Origin of the sequence: Pseudomonas sp. EZ-C24 (assembly GCF_014525325.1) — a bacterium.
Lineage (GTDB): Bacteria > Pseudomonadota > Gammaproteobacteria > Pseudomonadales > Pseudomonadaceae > Aquipseudomonas > Aquipseudomonas shirazensis.
In genome coordinates this window covers 153505-170229 of sequence record NZ_JACDIU010000003.1, presented here as the reverse complement: position 1 = coordinate 170229, position 16725 = coordinate 153505, and the positions used below count along the sequence as shown (strand labels likewise).

At 64.1% G+C, this 16725-nt stretch carries 14 protein-coding genes; 4 read left to right on the top strand and 10 right to left on the bottom strand.

What is annotated here, in order from left to right; all coding sequences use genetic code 11:
• Positions 1-23: 23 nt before the first annotated feature.
• The 3 genes from IDM28_RS01190 to IDM28_RS01180 form a co-directional block, all read right to left on the bottom strand.
• Positions 24-602, bottom strand: coding sequence for a YceI family protein (locus IDM28_RS01190; protein WP_101315752.1), 579 nt, complete (start codon positions 600-602; stop codon positions 24-26).
• A 31-nt stretch (positions 603-633) separates the two neighbouring features.
• Complete coding sequence (locus IDM28_RS01185) at positions 634-1185, bottom strand: cytochrome b (protein ID WP_101315750.1); 552 nt, start codon at positions 1183-1185, stop codon at positions 634-636.
• A gap of 203 nt (positions 1186-1388) precedes the next feature.
• On the bottom strand, positions 1389-3263 hold the full coding sequence (locus tag IDM28_RS01180) for a flavin monoamine oxidase family protein (protein ID WP_188035191.1): 1875 nt from the start codon (positions 3261-3263) through the stop codon (positions 1389-1391).
• Between the two features lie 132 nt (positions 3264-3395).
• On the opposite strand from IDM28_RS01180, the gene IDM28_RS23705 reads away from it, so the two are divergent.
• From IDM28_RS23705 to IDM28_RS01165, 3 genes are all read left to right on the top strand, one after another.
• Positions 3396-3656, top strand: coding sequence for a hypothetical protein (locus IDM28_RS23705; RefSeq protein ID WP_150573371.1), 261 nt, complete (start codon positions 3396-3398; stop codon positions 3654-3656).
• Between the two features lie 81 nt (positions 3657-3737).
• Positions 3738-5144 carry an adenosylmethionine--8-amino-7-oxononanoate transaminase gene (locus tag IDM28_RS01170; protein ID WP_101315744.1) on the top strand — a complete coding sequence of 469 codons (1407 nt, stop codon included), beginning with the start codon at positions 3738-3740 and terminating at the stop codon, positions 5142-5144.
• An 82-nt stretch (positions 5145-5226) separates the two neighbouring features.
• Positions 5227-5946 carry a 16S rRNA (uracil(1498)-N(3))-methyltransferase gene (locus IDM28_RS01165; RefSeq protein ID WP_101315742.1) on the top strand — a complete coding sequence of 240 codons (720 nt, stop codon included), beginning with the start codon at positions 5227-5229 and terminating at the stop codon, positions 5944-5946.
• 7 nt (positions 5947-5953) lie between these two features.
• Here IDM28_RS01165 and trhA read toward each other — a convergent pair whose 3' ends face one another.
• Genes trhA through IDM28_RS01130 form a run of 7 tightly spaced genes read right to left on the bottom strand, consistent with a single transcriptional unit; the run spans position 5954 to position 15458 of the window.
• Positions 5954-6571 carry a PAQR family membrane homeostasis protein TrhA gene (gene trhA / locus IDM28_RS01160; protein ID WP_101315740.1) on the bottom strand — a complete coding sequence of 206 codons (618 nt, stop codon included), beginning with the start codon at positions 6569-6571 and terminating at the stop codon, positions 5954-5956.
• 32 nt (positions 6572-6603) lie between these two features.
• Positions 6604-7065 carry a chemotaxis protein CheW gene (locus IDM28_RS01155; protein WP_101315738.1) on the bottom strand — a complete coding sequence of 154 codons (462 nt, stop codon included), beginning with the start codon at positions 7063-7065 and terminating at the stop codon, positions 6604-6606.
• The gene (locus IDM28_RS01150) at positions 7058-12019 is read right to left on the bottom strand and encodes an Hpt domain-containing protein (protein ID WP_188035189.1); all 4962 of its coding nucleotides are present in this window, start codon (positions 12017-12019) and stop codon (positions 7058-7060) included. Before IDM28_RS01150 ends, IDM28_RS01155 begins: the two co-directional genes overlap by 8 nt.
• A gap of 10 nt (positions 12020-12029) precedes the next feature.
• A complete protein-coding gene (locus tag IDM28_RS01145) occupies positions 12030-14090 on the bottom strand; it encodes a methyl-accepting chemotaxis protein (RefSeq protein ID WP_101315734.1) in 2061 nt (686 codons plus the stop codon).
• Positions 14091-14100: 10 nt separating this feature from the next.
• Positions 14101-14649, bottom strand: a complete 549-nt coding sequence (locus tag IDM28_RS01140; protein WP_101315732.1) for a chemotaxis protein CheW — start codon at positions 14647-14649, stop codon at positions 14101-14103.
• Positions 14646-15011: a twitching motility response regulator PilH gene (gene pilH, locus IDM28_RS01135; RefSeq protein WP_101322927.1), complete on the bottom strand. Its 366-nt coding sequence runs from the start codon at positions 15009-15011 to the stop codon at positions 14646-14648. The genes IDM28_RS01140 and pilH overlap by 4 nt, the downstream gene beginning before the upstream one ends.
• 45 nt (positions 15012-15056) lie before the next feature.
• Positions 15057-15458 (bottom strand): PleD family two-component system response regulator, encoded by a 402-nt coding sequence (locus IDM28_RS01130; RefSeq protein ID WP_101315730.1) that lies wholly within the window; start codon positions 15456-15458, stop codon positions 15057-15059.
• A 236-nt stretch (positions 15459-15694) separates the two neighbouring features.
• Here IDM28_RS01130 and gshB point away from each other — a divergent pair, with 236 nt between their 5' ends.
• Positions 15695-16648, top strand: a complete 954-nt coding sequence (gene gshB / locus IDM28_RS01125) for a glutathione synthase (protein WP_188035188.1) — start codon at positions 15695-15697, stop codon at positions 16646-16648.
• The last annotated feature ends 77 nt before the right edge of the window (positions 16649-16725 follow it).

Genomic DNA, 16725 nt, shown 5'->3' with positions numbered 1-16725 from the left:
GCGGCTTTTTCGTTTGCGGCTGATTACTTCTGCTTCACGCCTTCAACACTGATATCCAGATCCAGTGTCTGCGAGGTTGGGCCTGGGCCCTTGATGCCGAAGTCGTTCAGGTTCAGGGTAGTGGTGGCGTTGAAGCCAGCGCGCTCGCCGCCCCATGGATCCTTGCCTTCACCGTTGAAGGTAGCCTTGAAGGTTACCGGCTTGGTCACACCGTGCAGGGTCAGGTCGCCGGTCACATCAGCGGTCTTGTCACCGGTCGATTTGACTGCGGTGGAGACGAACTTGGCCTCTGGATACTTGCTGACGTCCAGGAAGTCCTTGCTCGCGATGTGCTTGTCACGTTCGGCATGGTTCGACCACAGGCTGGCGGTCTTCAGGTCGACGTTGATCTTGCTGGCTTCAGGCTTGGCCGAATCCCAGGTAAAGCTACCGTCGAAGTCTTTGAAAGTACCGTGGATGAAGCTGTAGCCCAGGTGGCTGATCTTCCAGTCAACGAACGCGTGCTGGCCTTCCTTGTCGATCTTGTAGTCAGCAGCCATGGCCTGACCAGCGGCGAACAGAGCGGTACCGAGCGCCAGAGCGGCAAAAGTCTTTTTCAACATCCTTTCGATTCCTTGCAATTGAGGTTGAGGGTCAAGCTTTGCGGCCCAGCATACGAGTCAGGGTCGCGTCACGGTCGATAAAGTGGTGTTTCAGTGCTGCCAGGCCATGCAGGACGGCGAAAATCACCAGCCCCCAGGCCAGGTAAAAATGGATCACGCCAGCGGTGTCAGCCTGGTCGGGCAGGTTGCTGAGCAATGCCGGCACATCGAACAGGCCAAACACCGAGATCCCCGCGCCATCGGCGGTAGAGATCAGGTACCCGGCGATCATTACCGCAAACAGCCCTGCATATAAAGCCAGGTGGCCCAGTTTGGCTGCAACTCGGGTGAAGCGGTCATGGCTGGCCAGCACTGCCGGCGGCGGACTGATGAAACGCCACAGCACCCGCAGCAGCATTACCGCCAGCAACACCAGGCCAATACTTTTATGCAGATCCGGGCCGGCCTTGCGCCACGGGTCGTAGTAGTCAAGATCGACCATCCACAGGCCCAGGGCAAACAGCCCGAAGACTGCCAGCGCTACACCCCAGTGCATGACCATGCTGACCAGGCCGTAGCGAGTTGATGAATTGCGTACTTGCATGTTGGCGGCGCTCTCCCTTGAAGCTGCGTACAGACTAGCGCGAAACGTATCGAATAAAAGCGGAAAAAACTGCTTTGGTAGATCGAATTAATCGATGCTTATTCTCTCGACCGGTTATTAAGGAAACATTAACCCTAGACCAGCCCGGTACGCTCGCAGAATAAGAAAGGGCCGCGATGCGGCCCTTGGGGGTGTTGGATCAATCAGCCTTGGCTGCTGGTCGCCGGTTTCTTCACCGGCTCGGCCTTGGCGGGAGCCTTTTTCGCTTGCGCAGGCTTGTTTGCGGCCTTCTTCGCGGCATCCGATTTGGCAGCTGGCTTATGCGCAGGCGCATGCTTGGCTGGTGCGGCCTTGCTTGCCGCAGGCTTGACCGGTGCAGGCTTGGCCGCAGGCTCCGGTACCGGCGCAACCACTGGCGCTGGTTCAGGCGCCGGTGCTACTGGTGCAACTTCCGCAGCCTTGGCCACAGGTGCCGGCTTGGCTGCAGGCTCTTCTGCGCCACCAAACAGGCGCGAGAAGAAGCCAGGCTTGGCTGGCTCGGCGTCCTTGGCCTTGGCCGGCTCGTCCTTGGCTGGCGCGCTGTCCGCCTTGGCCGCCTTGTCGCCGCCGCCAAACAGATTGGAGAAGAAGCCGCCCTTGGCCGCTGCGGCGCCGGTTGCGGCAGCTGCCGCCACAGGCACGGCCTTGACCGGGTCAAACGACTTGCCTGCCAGCAGGTCCTGCACCTGGCCGGCAGCACGCTGGCCGCTGCGCAGGGCGCCTTCGAGCGTGCCTGGGTAGAGCGCGTCGGTATGCTCACCAGCAAAGCTGATGCGCTGCAAAGGGCGCTCCCACAGGCGCCAGTATTTGCTGATCTGACCAGGGCCATATGCCAGATAGGCACCACCAGTACCGGGATCGGCGCTGTAGCGCTTCACTTCATAGCCAGTGAATGCGCCGCGCGCCTTCGGGTAGAACGCATGCAGGCGGATCAGCACCTGGTCGGCCATCTGCTTGTCGCCAAAGGCCTGCAACAGACGGGCGTTGTCGCCCGAGAGGTTGATCACCACGTTGGCACCACCTTTCAGCGCCGGCTCGATCCAGAGCATGCCCAGGCCGGTGTTGCTGAAGATCTCACCCGACATCCGCGCCCGGCTTTCCCACACAGGCTGTTTGAACTTGAGCAGTATCTGGTCGCGCCAGCCATAGTTGGTGCCTTTGATCGCAGCCATATGCTGGTTGTCCAGGCCTGGGGTCATCTGGATCTTGGCCAGTGCCCGCAGCGGCACCGCCATCACCAGGTAGTCGGCGCGATAGCCGACAGCGCCGACCTTGACGGTAACGCCGTCCTTGTCCTGGACGATCGCGGTAACCGGTGCGTTGGTCTTGATGGTTTTCAGCTGTTTGACGAAGGCCTGAGCCAGCACCGGGCTACCGCCAGGCAGGCGCGCAGCACGCAGGTCACGGTCGCTGACGCCACGATAGACGCGGGTCTGCTGGGCGAAATAGAGCAGCGACAGGCGCGAAGGCTCGTCATAACGGCTGCGAATCTGCTGGTTGATCAATTGCCGCGCAGTGGCGGGCAGTTGCAAACGGTCGAGCCAGTTGGCGACGTTGATCTGGTCGAGGGCGAATAGCGTGCTGTTGGCCTGCGGGTTGAGCGGGTCGTCGATCGAGCGGGCCAGATCGTCGAGGGTTTTCTCGTAGCGCTTGAGCGCTTCGGCAGTTGCCGGCTGCTTGACGGCCAGGTCAGCTGCGCTGAAGTATTCGCCATCGATCAGGTAGCCCGGCGTGCGCACGAACTCAGGGGCCGGCAAGGTATCGAGCTTGAAGCGATCCAGGTACTGGTTGAGTACCGGCTGGGCTTTGCCGTTGCCGATCCATTCGCTGGTGGCCAGGCCAGAGCGCCCGCCCATGCCCGCCTTGGCTTCCAGCAGCGTGACCTGCCAGCCTTTGTTCTGCAGCTCGTAGGCAGCCGTCAAGCCGGCCAGGCCGCCACCGACGACGATTGCCGTGGGTGTCTTGTCCTGCGCCAGCGCCGAGGTGCTGGAAAATCCGATCAATACCAACGCGCACAGGCGCACCCAAGCAGCAGCCATGTCGGCAAACTCCGGTTGAAAACAGGTCGATGAAAACGGGAAAGAAGCCCCGAGAAAATTGCGCTAAGAATACGTCACCCGTGGGCACCCTGCCAGCAGGGCGATGCCAAGCCGCTTACGCAACTGGCATTTTTGTCAGTAGCCAGCAGCGCCGCTTTCGTCGGACAGTGGCGTCGACGACCGCAGCGGGACTTTCAGCCATGCAACAGCACCACTACTTTCTGGCTGACCTTGTCAGGCCTGGCCGGCACCGAAAGCGTGCCTGGTCACTACGCCAGTTCGCCCACCCGCCAGTTGCTGCTGGGGCCATTTCGCACCCTGACCATCTCCACCACCCACGCCGGCACCGTGCCCATCCCGGCCCTGAGCTGGCAGCCCGTTGTGCGCCATTGAGCCTGATCACGGTTGTGGTGGCCGGCACCTTTGCTTAGGCTTGTGCGGTCAAACCAAGCCGTGCCGCCAGGAGAAGTGCCGATGGGCCTCAATGATCAGTGGATGCAACGTGACCTCAAGGTCCTGTGGCACCCCTGCACCCAGATGAAAGACCACGAAAAGCTGCCGCTGATCCCGATCAAGCGCGGCGACGGCGTGTGGCTCGAGGACTTCGAAGGCAAGCGCTACCTGGACGCCGTCAGTTCGTGGTGGGTCAACGTGTTCGGCCATGCCAATCCGCGCATCAACCAGCGCATCAAGGACCAGGTCGACCAGCTCGAACACGTGATCCTGGCTGGCTTCAGCCATCAGCCGGTGATCGAGCTGTCCGAGCGCCTGGTAGCCATGACTCCAGCCGGGCTGGACCGAGTGTTCTACGCCGACAACGGCTCGTCGTGCATCGAAGTCGCGCTGAAGATGAGCTTCCATTACTGGCTGAACAAGGGCCAGAGCGGCAAGAAGCGCTTCGTCACCCTGACCAACAGCTACCACGGTGAAACCATCGCAGCGATGTCGGTGGGCGATGTGCCGCTGTTCACCGAGACCTACAAGACGCTGTTGCTCGACACCATCAAGGTGCCCAGCCCGGACTGCTACCTGCGCCCTGAAGGGGTCAGCTGGGAGGAGCACTCGCGGACGATGTTCCTGGCCATGGAGCAGACCCTCGCCGAGCATCACGCCACTGTCGCGGCAGTCATCGTCGAGCCGCTGATCCAGGGCGCCGGCGGCATGCGCATGTACCACCCGGTTTACCTCAAGCTGCTGCGCGAAGCCTGCGACCGTTATGGCGTGCACCTGATCCACGACGAGATTGCCGTGGGCTTTGGCCGCACCGGGACGATGTTCGCCTGCGAGCAGGCCGGCATCCGCCCGGACTTCCTCTGCCTGTCCAAGGCCCTCACCGGCGGTTACCTGCCGCTGGCGGCCTGCCTGACCACCGATGATGTCTATCAGGCTTTCTACGACGACTATCCGACCCTGCGCGCATTCCTCCACTCGCACAGCTACACCGGCAACCCGCTGGCCTGCGCTGCCGCGTTGGCAACCCTGGATATCTTCGAGCAGGATAACGTCATCGAGGCCAACAAGGCCCTGTCAGCGCGGATGGCCAGCGCCACTGCGCACCTGGTCGATCACCCGCATGTGGCCGAAGTGCGCCAGACCGGCATGGCCCTGGCCATCGAAATGGTCGAGGACAAAGCCAGCAAAACCGCTTACCCATGGCAGCAACGGCGCGGACTCAAGGTATTCGAACATGCCCTGACCCGCGGCGCCCTGCTGCGCCCGCTGGGCAGCGTGGTGTACTTCCTGCCGCCGTATGTGATCACCCCCGAGCAGATCGACTTCCTTGCCGAGGTGGCCACCGAGGGTATCGATATCGCCACCCGCGACAGCATCAGCGTGGCCGTGCCGCAGAATTTCCATCCCGACTTTCGCGATCCGGGCTGAGCACAGCCCGTGCAGCAGGCCTCGGCGGCGGGCTCTCCCGCCGCCGAGGTGTATGTGTCTTCCCTAATTCCAGAGCAGAACCATGAGACTGTCCCGCTTCTTTATCGACGCCCCGCTGTCCATCGGCGAACACGACCTCCCCGAAGCCCAGGCCCATTACATCGGCCGCGTGCTGCGCATGGCCGCCGGCGATGCCGTGCAGCTGTTCGATGGCAGCGGCCAGGAGTATCTCGGCCAGCTGCTTGAAGTGGGCAAGAAGAGCGTGCGCGTCAGCCTCGACCAGGCTCTGCCCGGCCAGGCCGACTCAAGCCTGCACGTGCACCTCGGCCAAGGCCTGTCGCGCGGCGAGCGGATGGACTGGGCCATCCAGAAAGCCACCGAACTGGGCGTCAACCAGATTACCCCGATCGTCAGCGAACGTTGCGAAGTGCGGCTCAAGGACGAACGCGCCGACAAGCGTCTGGCGCACTGGCGCCAGGTGGCGATCAGCGCCTGCGAACAATGCGGCCGCTCGACCCTGCCGCTGATCAATCCGCCATTGACCCTGGCCGAGTGGCTGAAGGCAACCGAGGCTGACCTGAAGCTGGTGCTGCACCCGGTCGCCGAGCCGCTGACCAGTCACCAGCGGCCTGAGCGGCTGGCGTTTCTGATCGGCCCTGAAGGCGGTTTGACCGACGCCGAGGTCGAGCAGGCCAAGGCCGCCAGCTACCATGCCGCGCGCCTCGGCCCACGCGTGCTGCGTACCGAAACCGCGCCGGTAGTGGCGCTCGCAGTAGCGCAGCAGCTGTGGGGCGATTTTTAACTGCTGCTCAGCGCACGTAGAAGCTGATGGCGATGAAGTGCAGCAGGCTGCCGGCAATCACGAACAGGTGCCAGATGCCGTGCCAGTGGCGAAAGCGGCTGTCATAGGCGAAGAAGATGATGCCGATGGTGTAGCACGCACCACCGGCCGCCAGCCAGGCAAAACCGGCAGTGCCCAAAGTCTGCAGCAGCGGCTTGACCGCTACCAGCACGATCCAGCCCATCAGCGCATAGATGATGATCGACAGAATCCGCGCTTCCGAGCGCGGCTTGATCTCTTGCAGCATGCCGATCACCGCCAACCCCCAGACCACGCCGAACAGGCTCCAGCCCCACGGGCCGCGCAGGCTGATCAGGCAGAACGGAGTGTAGCTGCCGGCAATCAGCAGGTAGATCGACAGGTGATCGAGCTTGCGCATGATCACTTTGGCCTGGCCGCGGGTGCTGTGGTACAGGGTCGAGGTGCTGTACAGCAGCACCAGGGTGCCGCCGTAGATCGAGAAGCTGATGATCTTCCATGGGTCGCCTTGCAGGCCGGCGGTGATGATCAGCCAGCTGGCACCGATGAAAGCCAAGATGGCACCGACCAGGTGCGTCCAGGCATTGAAGCGTTCACCGTAATACATGCAGTCAAAGACCTCCTTGCTAGTTCCGGGTTTCAGCGCAGCGCCGCCTCGCGCACCATCCGCTCCAGCGCGACCAGGTCCGGCACCCGCGCTACTTGCTCGCCTACCTGGACCGCCGCCAGCTCCAGCGCGTTCAACGGCACGTCGACATAATTGAGCTGGCTGTCCAGCTTGCACGCCCGCGGGATGCCCTGCAGCAGCAACGCCAGGTAGCGCAGGCCGGTATCACCCAACGCATTGAGCACGACAATCCGCGCGCGCGCGCCGCACACCGTCTGGCCGCCACAGGCCGCCTCGAAACCAATCAGCGGCAAGCGTTGCTGGCGCCAGTCGAGCCAGCCCAGGTGCCAGTTTGGCTCACCGATCTGACAAGACAACGCACGCTGGCCGATCAACTCTGCCACAGCCACATTCGGCAGAACCAGGGTCCGATCACCCAGGGGCAGCAGCAGGCCGGTCAGGCTGCTGCGTTGGCCGGCGATATGTTCAAGCATGGGTTTGGCTCCAGTGGGCAATGCTTTGCAGCAGCAGCGACTCCTGATACGGCTTGCCCAGGTATTCGTTGACGCCGATGGCCATGGCTCGGTCGCGGTGCTTATGGCCGCTGCGCGAGGTAATCATGATGATCGGCAGGTCCTTCAGGCGCTGGTCCTGACGGATCCGCGTGGCCACTTCAAAGCCATCCATACGGGGCATTTCGATGTCCAGCAGCAGTACGTCAGGCCGATGCTCTGCCAGCAGGGCCATGGCATCAACGCCGTCCTTCGCGGTCAGCACGCTCATGCCGTGGCGCTCGAGCAAGCGGCTGGTGACCTTGCGCACCGTTACCGAATCGTCGACCACCATCACCAACCGTTGCCGAGGCGCGGCCTCGAACTGCCGCTGTTGATGCACATCGCCGCTGGGCAGCCGGGCCAGACGCCGTTGCTGGCCGCGGAGCTGGCCAAGCAGATCGAGAATCAGCACCACCCGACCGTCACCGAGCAAGGTTGCCCCGGACAGCCCCGGCACTGCAGCAAACTGCGGGCCGAGGCTCTTGACCACGATCTCGCGGCTGGGTGACAGGCTGTCGACCTGGATCGCGAACGACGCTTCCTGCGAATGCACCAGGATCACCGGCAGCGGCACGCTCTGGCCAAGCAGGCCAGGCCGGGCAACACCGCTTTGCAGCAACTCGCCCAGGTAGCGCAGCTGGTAGGCGTGGCCGCCATACACGTAGCTCGGCGTATCCAGCTGGTAGCAGGCAGCCAGTTCGCTGGGGGGCACGCGGACGATGCCTTCGATGGTGTTGAGCGGAATGGCGTATTGCTCATCACCCAGGTGGACCATCAAGGCGCGGTTGATCGACACCGTGAATGGCAGGCGGATCTGGAAGCGCGCGCCCTTGCCGGGGCTGGAAGCGATGCTCATGGCGCCGCCGAGCTGCTTGACCTCTTCATGAACAACATCCATGCCCAGCCCGCGGCCGGAAATCTGAGTGATCTTTTCTGCCGTCGAGAAACCGGGGCGGAGGATGAACTGGAGGATTTCGTGGTCGCTCAGGCGCGCGCGCGGATCGAGCAGGCCGCGCTTGATGGCTTTGTCGCGCACCGCCGCGAGCGGCACCCCGGCACCGTCGTCACTCATCTCGATAACGATGTCGGCGCCTTCGTGGAGCAGATTCAGATGGATCGTACCTTGCTCAGGTTTACCGGCAGCCAGGCGCGCCTCGCGCGACTCCAGGCCATGGTCGACGGCGTTGCGCAGCATGTGTTCAAGCGGCGCCACCATGCGCTCCAGCACGCTGCGGTCAAGCTCGCTCTCGGCATTGCCGACCACCAACTCGACCTGCTTGCCGAGTTCGCTGGAGACCTGCCGCACGACACGTTGCAAACGCGGCACCAGGCGCTCGAACGGCACCATCAGGGTAGCGGTAAGGCCCTCCTGCAACTGGCTGTTGACCCGCGCCTGCTGCTGCAGCAGGCCGTGGGCTTCCTGCGCCCCCTGAGCCAGGGTTTCCTTCAGGTCGAGCAGGTCCGAGGCGGATTCGAACAGCGCCCGCGACAGTTGCTGCAACTGTGAATGGCGGTCCATTTCCAGCGGATCGAAATCGTCATAGCTGTCGCTTTCAGCCTGATAACGGCTGGCGCTGCTGGCCTGAGTTTCTATCTCCAGGCGCAGCAACTGATCACGCATGCGCTCAAGGGTGGTTTCCATCTCGCTGAGGGCGAACTGGGCGTCGCTGACCTGCTGCTCGATACGGCCGCGGATCAGCGCGTGCTCGCCGGCCAGGTTGCCAAGATCATCGAGCAGCTCGGCATCGACCTTGACCATATCGCCCGGCGCCCGCTCCGGGGCAACCGCTGCCGGTTCAGCGGGCACTGCCGCTTCGCTGGCGATGGCCGGCGCGGCGGCGCTGTCGGTCAACGCCGCGCTGCTGAAGTTGCGGATGTAGTCGATCAGCGCCGTGGCCGCATGCAGCGGCTCGCCCAGGCGCACCGCATCGAGCATGTGCGCCAGGCGGTCGTGGCAGTTCTGCAGCAGGGCAAACAGCGCTGCGGTCGGCGGCAGGCGGCCAGCGGCAAGCAGCTCGTAGAGAAATTCCAGCTCATGGGCGAGGTCGCCGATCGCGGCGATTTCGACCATGCGCGCGCCGCCCTTGAGCGTATGCAGGTCGCGCAGCAGGGTCTCGACCTCGACACTGCTGCGCGGGTCGGCCTGCCAGCGGGCCAGCGCTGCCGCAGAGCTTTCGACGATGTCCGAGCTTTCTTCGAGGAACACCTCGAGTAGCTCCTGATCACCTGGGCTGTCCGCCGCTTCGGCGGGTTCAACAGGCTCTACAGTAGCCGGAGCCTGACTTGGCTCGGGCGGTGCTTCGAGCAGCGCTGGCTGCACTACTTGCGCATATTCGAGGGGCGGCAGCGGCGTGACCCCATCACGGCCGATCAAGCCGGTGCCATCGGGCGCCAGCGCTTGATCGAGCAGTGCGCGCAAACCGTCGACGCATTCGCTGCGCGAGCTGACTTCCTGCCCGGCGGCAATCTCGTCGAGCATGTCGATCAGCACGTCGTGGGCCTGGCGGGCCTGGTTGAAAAAGCGCGTGTCGGCGACCAGGCTGCCCTCTTCCACCGCACCGTACAGATCGAGCAGCGCCTCGCAGACCTCGTCCACTTGCCAGAGGTCGGCCAGGTTCGCGCCGTGGCTGAGATTGGTCAGTTCGTCGAGCAGGGTTTCCAGCTCCTGACGCTGCTGCGGTTGCTGCTGCCAGCGCGCCAGCAGCGACTCGGCATCGAGCAGAATATCCATGCTCTCGGCCAGAAAGCTGGCGATCAGCTGCGGGTCACGCCGACTACGGCGATTGGCCGAGGATTCGTCGTGCAATGCCGCTAACTGAGCATCGACGCCCTGACCAACCTGTTCGATCAACTCGGCGGCGCCGGCGATGGGCGCCAGCGGTGTGCTGTGCAGCTGCGCCAGGCCCAGATGGAACAGCGCGTGGGCGGCTTCCAGCCAGTCGAGTTCGGTCTGTTGCAGGCGCAACTCATGGCTGCGGTATTCCCGCGCGAGCCGATCGAAGGCCGTGGCCAGCTCGGCGATCGGCATCACCCCGGCCATGGCGGCGCTGCCCTTGAGCGTGTGCAGCGCGCGCTGCAAGCTGTCGCTGACCGGCGTGCCATGGCTGTCGGCAGCTAGCAGAAACGCCTCGAGGCTGGCCAGATGACCTTGCGCCTCGTTACGGAAGATCTCCAGCAACTGCGGATCAAGCCCATCCAGCCCCGCCGCGACAGGGGCTTCGTTGACGGCCAGCGCGTGCAACTGGCTGACCAGATGCTCGACCTCGGCCAGCGGCGGCAAATGGCCCACGGCGAAGTCGGCGAGCAGGTCCGGCAGGCGCACGAAAGCCTGCTGCAAGGCGACCAGGCCTTGCCCGGCCAGGCCGACCCGGCCTTCGAGCACCCGGTTGATCAGCCGCTCGGCACCCCAGGCCAGCTCCGCCAGAGCTTCGGCGCGGACCATGCGGCCGCTGCCCTTGAGCGTGTGCAAAGCCCGGCGCACTTCGATCAGCGCCTCGCGCAGGCTGTTGTCGGCACGCCAGCGCAGCCAGTGGCGTTCGATCTCGGGCAGCAGCTCGGTGGCTTCTTCGAGGAATACCTCGCGCAACTCGGCGTCGATTTCCTCGCCTTCATCGGCCAGTGCGCCATGCCCACAGTTCACGCCAAGCGCCGCCAGGCTGGACCTGGCCATGTCGATGAACGGCTGGGCGTCGGCCAGAGGATCAGCCACGCGCCACTGCAAATAGCATTCGCCGGCACACAGCGCATCGGCCAGGTGGGTCAGTTCATCCAGCTGTGGCTCTTCATCCAGATGCGCCAGCCAGCCCTGCACATAGCCTGCGGCACCGGCAAACAGCTCGGCGGCAGCAGGCAGCATGAGCATCGCCAGTGCACCGCGCACTTGCTGCAACAACCCTGGCAAGGCTTGCAGGCGCTGACGTGGCCAGCCCGATTCGAGGCAGTCGCCAATCAGGTCCTTGGCCTGTTGCAGCACCGACACCGCTTCGCTGAGGACCACGTGGCGGATGTGCGCCATGTCCGAGCCGGGCATGCTGCCCTGGCCGCTTTCTTCCAGCGGGCCGACCATACCATTGAGGGTTGCCTCGACGTACAGCAGGGCCCCGGCAACGTCCATCAACAGCGCATCGTCGACGCTCTGCTGATCCTGTGCCAGAGCCTGCAACGCCAACACCTGATCGATGATGACCCGCCGCGGTTGCTGGAAATTCAACACTGCCAGGGTGTCTGCGACCTGACGCAAGGGCGCGACCAGGGCGTCCAGTTGCTCGCGCGATTGCTCGCCTCGGACAAACTGATCGAGGCAGTCCTTGATCCGCATCAGGTCATCGCACAGCGCCGCCACCACCGAACGCAGGGCGTCGCGGCCCTGGCCAGCCTGTAGTTGCTCGCGCCAGTTGCCCAGCGACAGGTCCAGGTCAGCCAGGTCGGCAGCACCGGCCAGGCGCTGCGCCGCTTCACCCATCAGGCTGCCTTGGGCCAATGGCTCGACACCACGGCACTCACGCAGGCGATTGAGCAACGGCAGCATCACCAGCGGCAGGTCGTGGCGGGCGCCGCGCAGGCGCTCAAGGTAAGGCGGTAGCTGTTCAAGGCCACGGAACATCGCGCCGAGGCAGTCGCCGCGCGGGCTGATCTGGCCGTCGGCCATGGCCCGCCCGAGCAGCTCGAGTTCTTCGGCCAGGCGCGTCGCCCCGCGCAGTTCAAGCATGCGCAGGCAACCGTGGACCAGGTGCAGGTTATCCACATACAGCGCCAGCGTGGCCAGCTCCGTCGGGTCGCCGGCAAACCGCTCAAGCGCCTGCCGGGCCTGGGCCAAGCAGTCGAGAATGGGCGCCTTGGTCCAGGCCAGGGCGACCGTGTCGTGACGTTCGGGGCTTACTGCTGCCGAGGCCATGGGTTACTCCTCAGCGGGGTTCGGCCGGGGCCGGCAAGGTAAAACCGGAGACCGAGCGGCGCATCTCGCTGGCCATCCGCGCCAGGTGGCGAATGCTGTCGGCGGTGGCGCCGGAGCCGCTCGAGGTCTGCGCGGTAATCTGCTGGATCACAGCCATGGTGTGGGAAATCTGCCCGGCTGAAGAGGTCTGCAGTTGGGCGGCATCGGAAATACTGTGGATCAGCTCGGCGAGGGTCTGCGAGACGCCTTCGATCTCCGCCAGAGCCACCCCGGCATCCTGCGCCAGACGCGCTCCGCGGACTACTTCGGCGGTGGTCTGCTCCATGGAGATGACCGCCTCGTTGGTGTCGGTCTGGATGGTCCGCACCAACGCCTCGATCTGCCGGGTGGCCGACGACGAGCGTTCGGCCAGACGCTGGACTTCGTCGGCAACCACGGCAAAACCGCGGCCGGCTTCACCGGCCAGCGAGGCCTGAATCGCTGCGTTGAGGGCGAGAATGTTGGTCTGTTCGGCAATGTCGTCGATCAGGCTGACGATGTCGCCGATCTCCTGAGACGACTCACCCAGGCGCTTGATCCGTTTGGCGGTGTCCTGGATCTGCTCGCGAATGTTGTCCATGCCGTGGATGGTGTTGTGCACCACCTCGTTGCCTTTGTTGGCGATGGCCACCGAACGCTCGGCGACCTTGGCCGACTCATAGGCGTGGGCCGACACCCGGTCGATCGACTCGACCATGTCGCCCACCGCCACCGAGGCCTCGCTGATCTGCTCGGCCTGCTGCTCAGAGGCCTTGGCCAGCTGGCGTGCGGTGTTCTGCGTGTCCTGCACGGCGGCGGCAACCTGCAGGGCGCTGTGGTTGATGGTGGTGACCAGGTCACGCAGCTGGTCCACCGAGTAGTTGATCGAGTCGGCGATGGCCCCGGTGAAGTCTTCGGTGACCGACACCGTCACTGTCAGGTCGCCGTCGGCCAACTCCTCGATTTCGTCGAGCAGGCGCATGATTGCCTGCTGGTTGCGCTCGTTCTTTTCCGCGGTTTCGCGCAGCTGGCGATTGGTCGCGCGAACCATCACCGAGCCGATGAGGATGATCGAGGCCAGCGCCAGCAAGCCGAGCACGTAGCCGCCAACGGTATCAAGGGTGCGCCCGTTGGCCAGGTTCTCGAAGCTGTTGGCCAGGTGCGAGGCTTCATCGAGCAGGGTTTGCGACAGGCTGAAAATATTGCTCGCCGCTTCGCGCACGCGGAACAGTTCGGGGGAGGTTTCGAGGATTTCATCGACACTGCCGGAGACAAACTGGAACAGCTCGGCAATCTCCGCCAGCCGCGCGCGGGCATCGGCGTCCTCGACCCGAGTGACCTGGATCGCCGGGTTGCCGCCGAGCATGCCTTCAAGCACCTGACCAAAGCGGCTGGCATCGCGGCCAAAGGCATCGGCCGCCTGCGCTGCCGAGTCATCACCGGCCAGCACGGTGTTGACCGAACCCAGAATCCGCTCAGCCAGCAACAACTGGCGCTGGGCTACCGCCACTTGCGCGGCGGGGGCACCGCTTTGCAGGAGGATCTCGACCACCTTCTCGTATTCGACCTGCAACTGCGGCACGGTCTCGGCCAGGGTGGCCGCGACCTGGTGCAGCGACAACACGGTCTGTTCGCTGGCGAGGATCACGTCGGTGTTCTTGCGCAGCGTCTCCCAGTCCTGGCGCACCGCTTCCATTTCATCGCGGACCTTGGCTGGCGCTGCCGGCAGCGCGGTGGCCTTGTCACCTTCACGCAGGTAGCCCCAGCGCCGCTCGAAGTCGTTGCGCGCATCCGACAGCAGGCGAAACGCCAGGGCCTTGCCGGCAGCAGCCTCGGTAGCGTTCTTGGCGATACGTTGGGACAGCACGCGCAACTCACCGGCGTGGCCGATGTACTGCTTGTCGTAATTGGACTGGGTGTTGAGGTAGGCGAAGTTGGCGAACAGAAGGATGATCGACAGGATCAGCACCACGAACAGCACGGTGATCTGCGCACTGCTGCGCACGCGCGGGGTCACGGCCGGTGGAGTGACGGGGCTGACAGGCTTGTTCACGGTCGATCCTCTACAACGCTACATCAAGAAAACCCGGCGCCTGGGCCAGGGCCAGCGGGCTGAAGATGGCCCAGTTGTGCTCACGGGCAAAATGGCCCTGCACAAACGGCGTCGCCGCCGCCAGCAACGGCTGCGGTGGCGACAGCTCAAGGCTGCTCAGGCTGAAGTGCTGCAACCCCAGCACCTCATCGACCAGCAAGCCGGCAAACAGTGCCTCGTGATCCAGCACCAGCACCCGCCGTTGCTTGCCTGGCGGCAGTGGCCCAAGGCCAAAAAAACTGCTCAGGTCCATCACCGGCAACAGCCGCCCACGCAGGTTGGCCACCCCGCAGACCCACGGCTGCACGCCGGGGACGCGGCTGCTGCGCGGCTCGCGCAAGACTTCGGCGACTTCGACCATGGGCGCCACGAACCACTGTTCGGCAACGCGAAAGCCAATCCCGCTCCACTGTTGCAGCCGGCTGTCCTGCGACGGCTGATCGGCCTCCAGCAGACGGCAGCGGCGATCGATGTCGAGCAGCAGCTCGAACGCAGTCAGCGAGGCGCGGCGGGTGGTCAAATGTCGAGCACCGCTTTCAGCTTGGCCAGCAGCGAGTCTTCATCAACCGGCTTGATGAGAAAATCACGCGCGCCCTGGCGCGCCGCCCAGACCCGATCGGTTTCCTGGTCCTTGGCGGTGATGACGATTACCGGGATGCCGCTGGTAGCGGCGTCCTTGCTCAGCTGGCGAGTTGCCTGAAAGCCGTTGAGGATGGGCATGACGATATCCATCAGGACCACATCGGGCTTTTCCTGGCGGGCCAGCGCCACGCCGTTGGCGCCGTTGTCGGCCTTGAGCACCTCATGGCCATGCTTTTCCAGGATCGCGGTGAGTTTGTGCAACTCTGTCGGCGAATCATCGACAATCAGAACTCGGGCCATGCTGTTCCCCATTGAAGGAAAGTGCCGCCGCCATGCCAGGCGCGGTCAGGATGCAGGTTGCGCCTGAGCGGCAAATTCCGGCACATGGGCCCGGATCGCCTCAAGCAATTCTTCTTTGCTGAATGGTTTGGTCAAAAATTGATCAGAGCCGACGACGCGGCCACGGGCCTTGTCGAACAGGCCATCACGCGACGACAGCAGGATCACCGGGGTGTCCTTGAAGGCGCTGTTGTGCTTGATCACGGCGCAGGTCTGGTAACCGTCCAGACGCGGCATCAGCACGTCGACGAAGATGATCCGCGGCCTATGGTCGACAATCTTGGCCAGCGCGTCAAAGCCGTCGCTGGCGGTGATCACTTCACAGCCGACCTCACCCAGCAGCAGCTGCGCAGTGCGGCGGATCGTGCGTGAATCGTCGATCACCATCACCTTCAGGGGTTGTTCCATAATCGCCTACCGACAATGACGTTGCGCCGCACAGTACAAGGTTCACGCGCCCGGACAAAGCGCTGCGCCAGCAACTGTGCGCATTTACCAGCAGCTTATAGCGTGCAGCTTGAAGCTGCACGCATCCTGACAGCCTTTGCCATCGCCGCCCCCTTGACCGACGGCGCGCGCGGCGCCACCCTGAGCCACTTTATCTATTGCCATCGCGGCCAATTGCCGCCAAGAGGAATTCCCCCATGAGCGTTCGCCTCGGGATTGTCATGGACCCTATCGCGTCCATCTCCTACAAAAAGGACAGTTCGCTGGCCATGCTGCTGGCAGCCCAGGCCCGCGGCTGGACGCTGTTCTACATGGAGCAGCAGGACCTGTACCAGAGCGCAGGCGTGGCGCGGGCGAAGATGCGCCCGCTGCAGGTATTCGCCAATCCCGAGAAGTGGTTCGAGCTGGACGCTGAAATCGACGCACCGCTGAGCGACCTCAACGTGATCCTGATGCGCAAGGATCCGCCGTTCGACATGGAGTTCGTCTACAGCACCTACCTGCTGGAGCAGGCCGAAGCTGCCGGGGTACTGGTGGTCAATCGCCCGCAGAGCCTGCGCGACTGCAACGAAAAGCTGTTCGCCACACTGTTCCCGCAGTGCACCCCGCCGACCCTGGTCAGCCGCCGCCCGGACATCATCCGTGCGTTTGCCGCCGAGCATGGCGATGTGATCCTCAAGCCGCTGGACGGCATGGGCGGCACCTCGATCTTCCGCCACCGGGTCGGTGACCCGAACCTGTCGGTGATCCTCGAAACCCTGACCGCGCTTGGCTCCCAGCAGATCATGGCGCAGGCCTACCTGCCGGCAATCAAGGACGGCGACAAGCGTATCCTGATGATCGACGGCGAGCCGGTGCCGTACTGCCTGGCGCGCATCCCGGCCAGCGGCGAAACCCGTGGCAACCTGGCTGCTGGCGGCCGTGGTGAAGCGCGCGAACTGAGCGAGCGCGACCGCTGGATCGCCGCCCAGGTCGGGCCAACCCTGCGCGAAAAGGGCCTGCTGTTCGTCGGCCTGGACGTGATCGGCGAGCATCTGACCGAAATCAACGTGACCAGCCCGACCTGCATCCGCGAAATCGACAACGCCTACGGCACCCAGATCGGCGTGCAGTTGATGGACGCCATTGATCGCAAGCTGAAGGCGCGCTGACCACCGACGCGAAGCGCAATCGCTCAGTGCGGTATGATGCCGGTCCTTTGACCTGCTGCCCCGCCTGGCGATTGCTG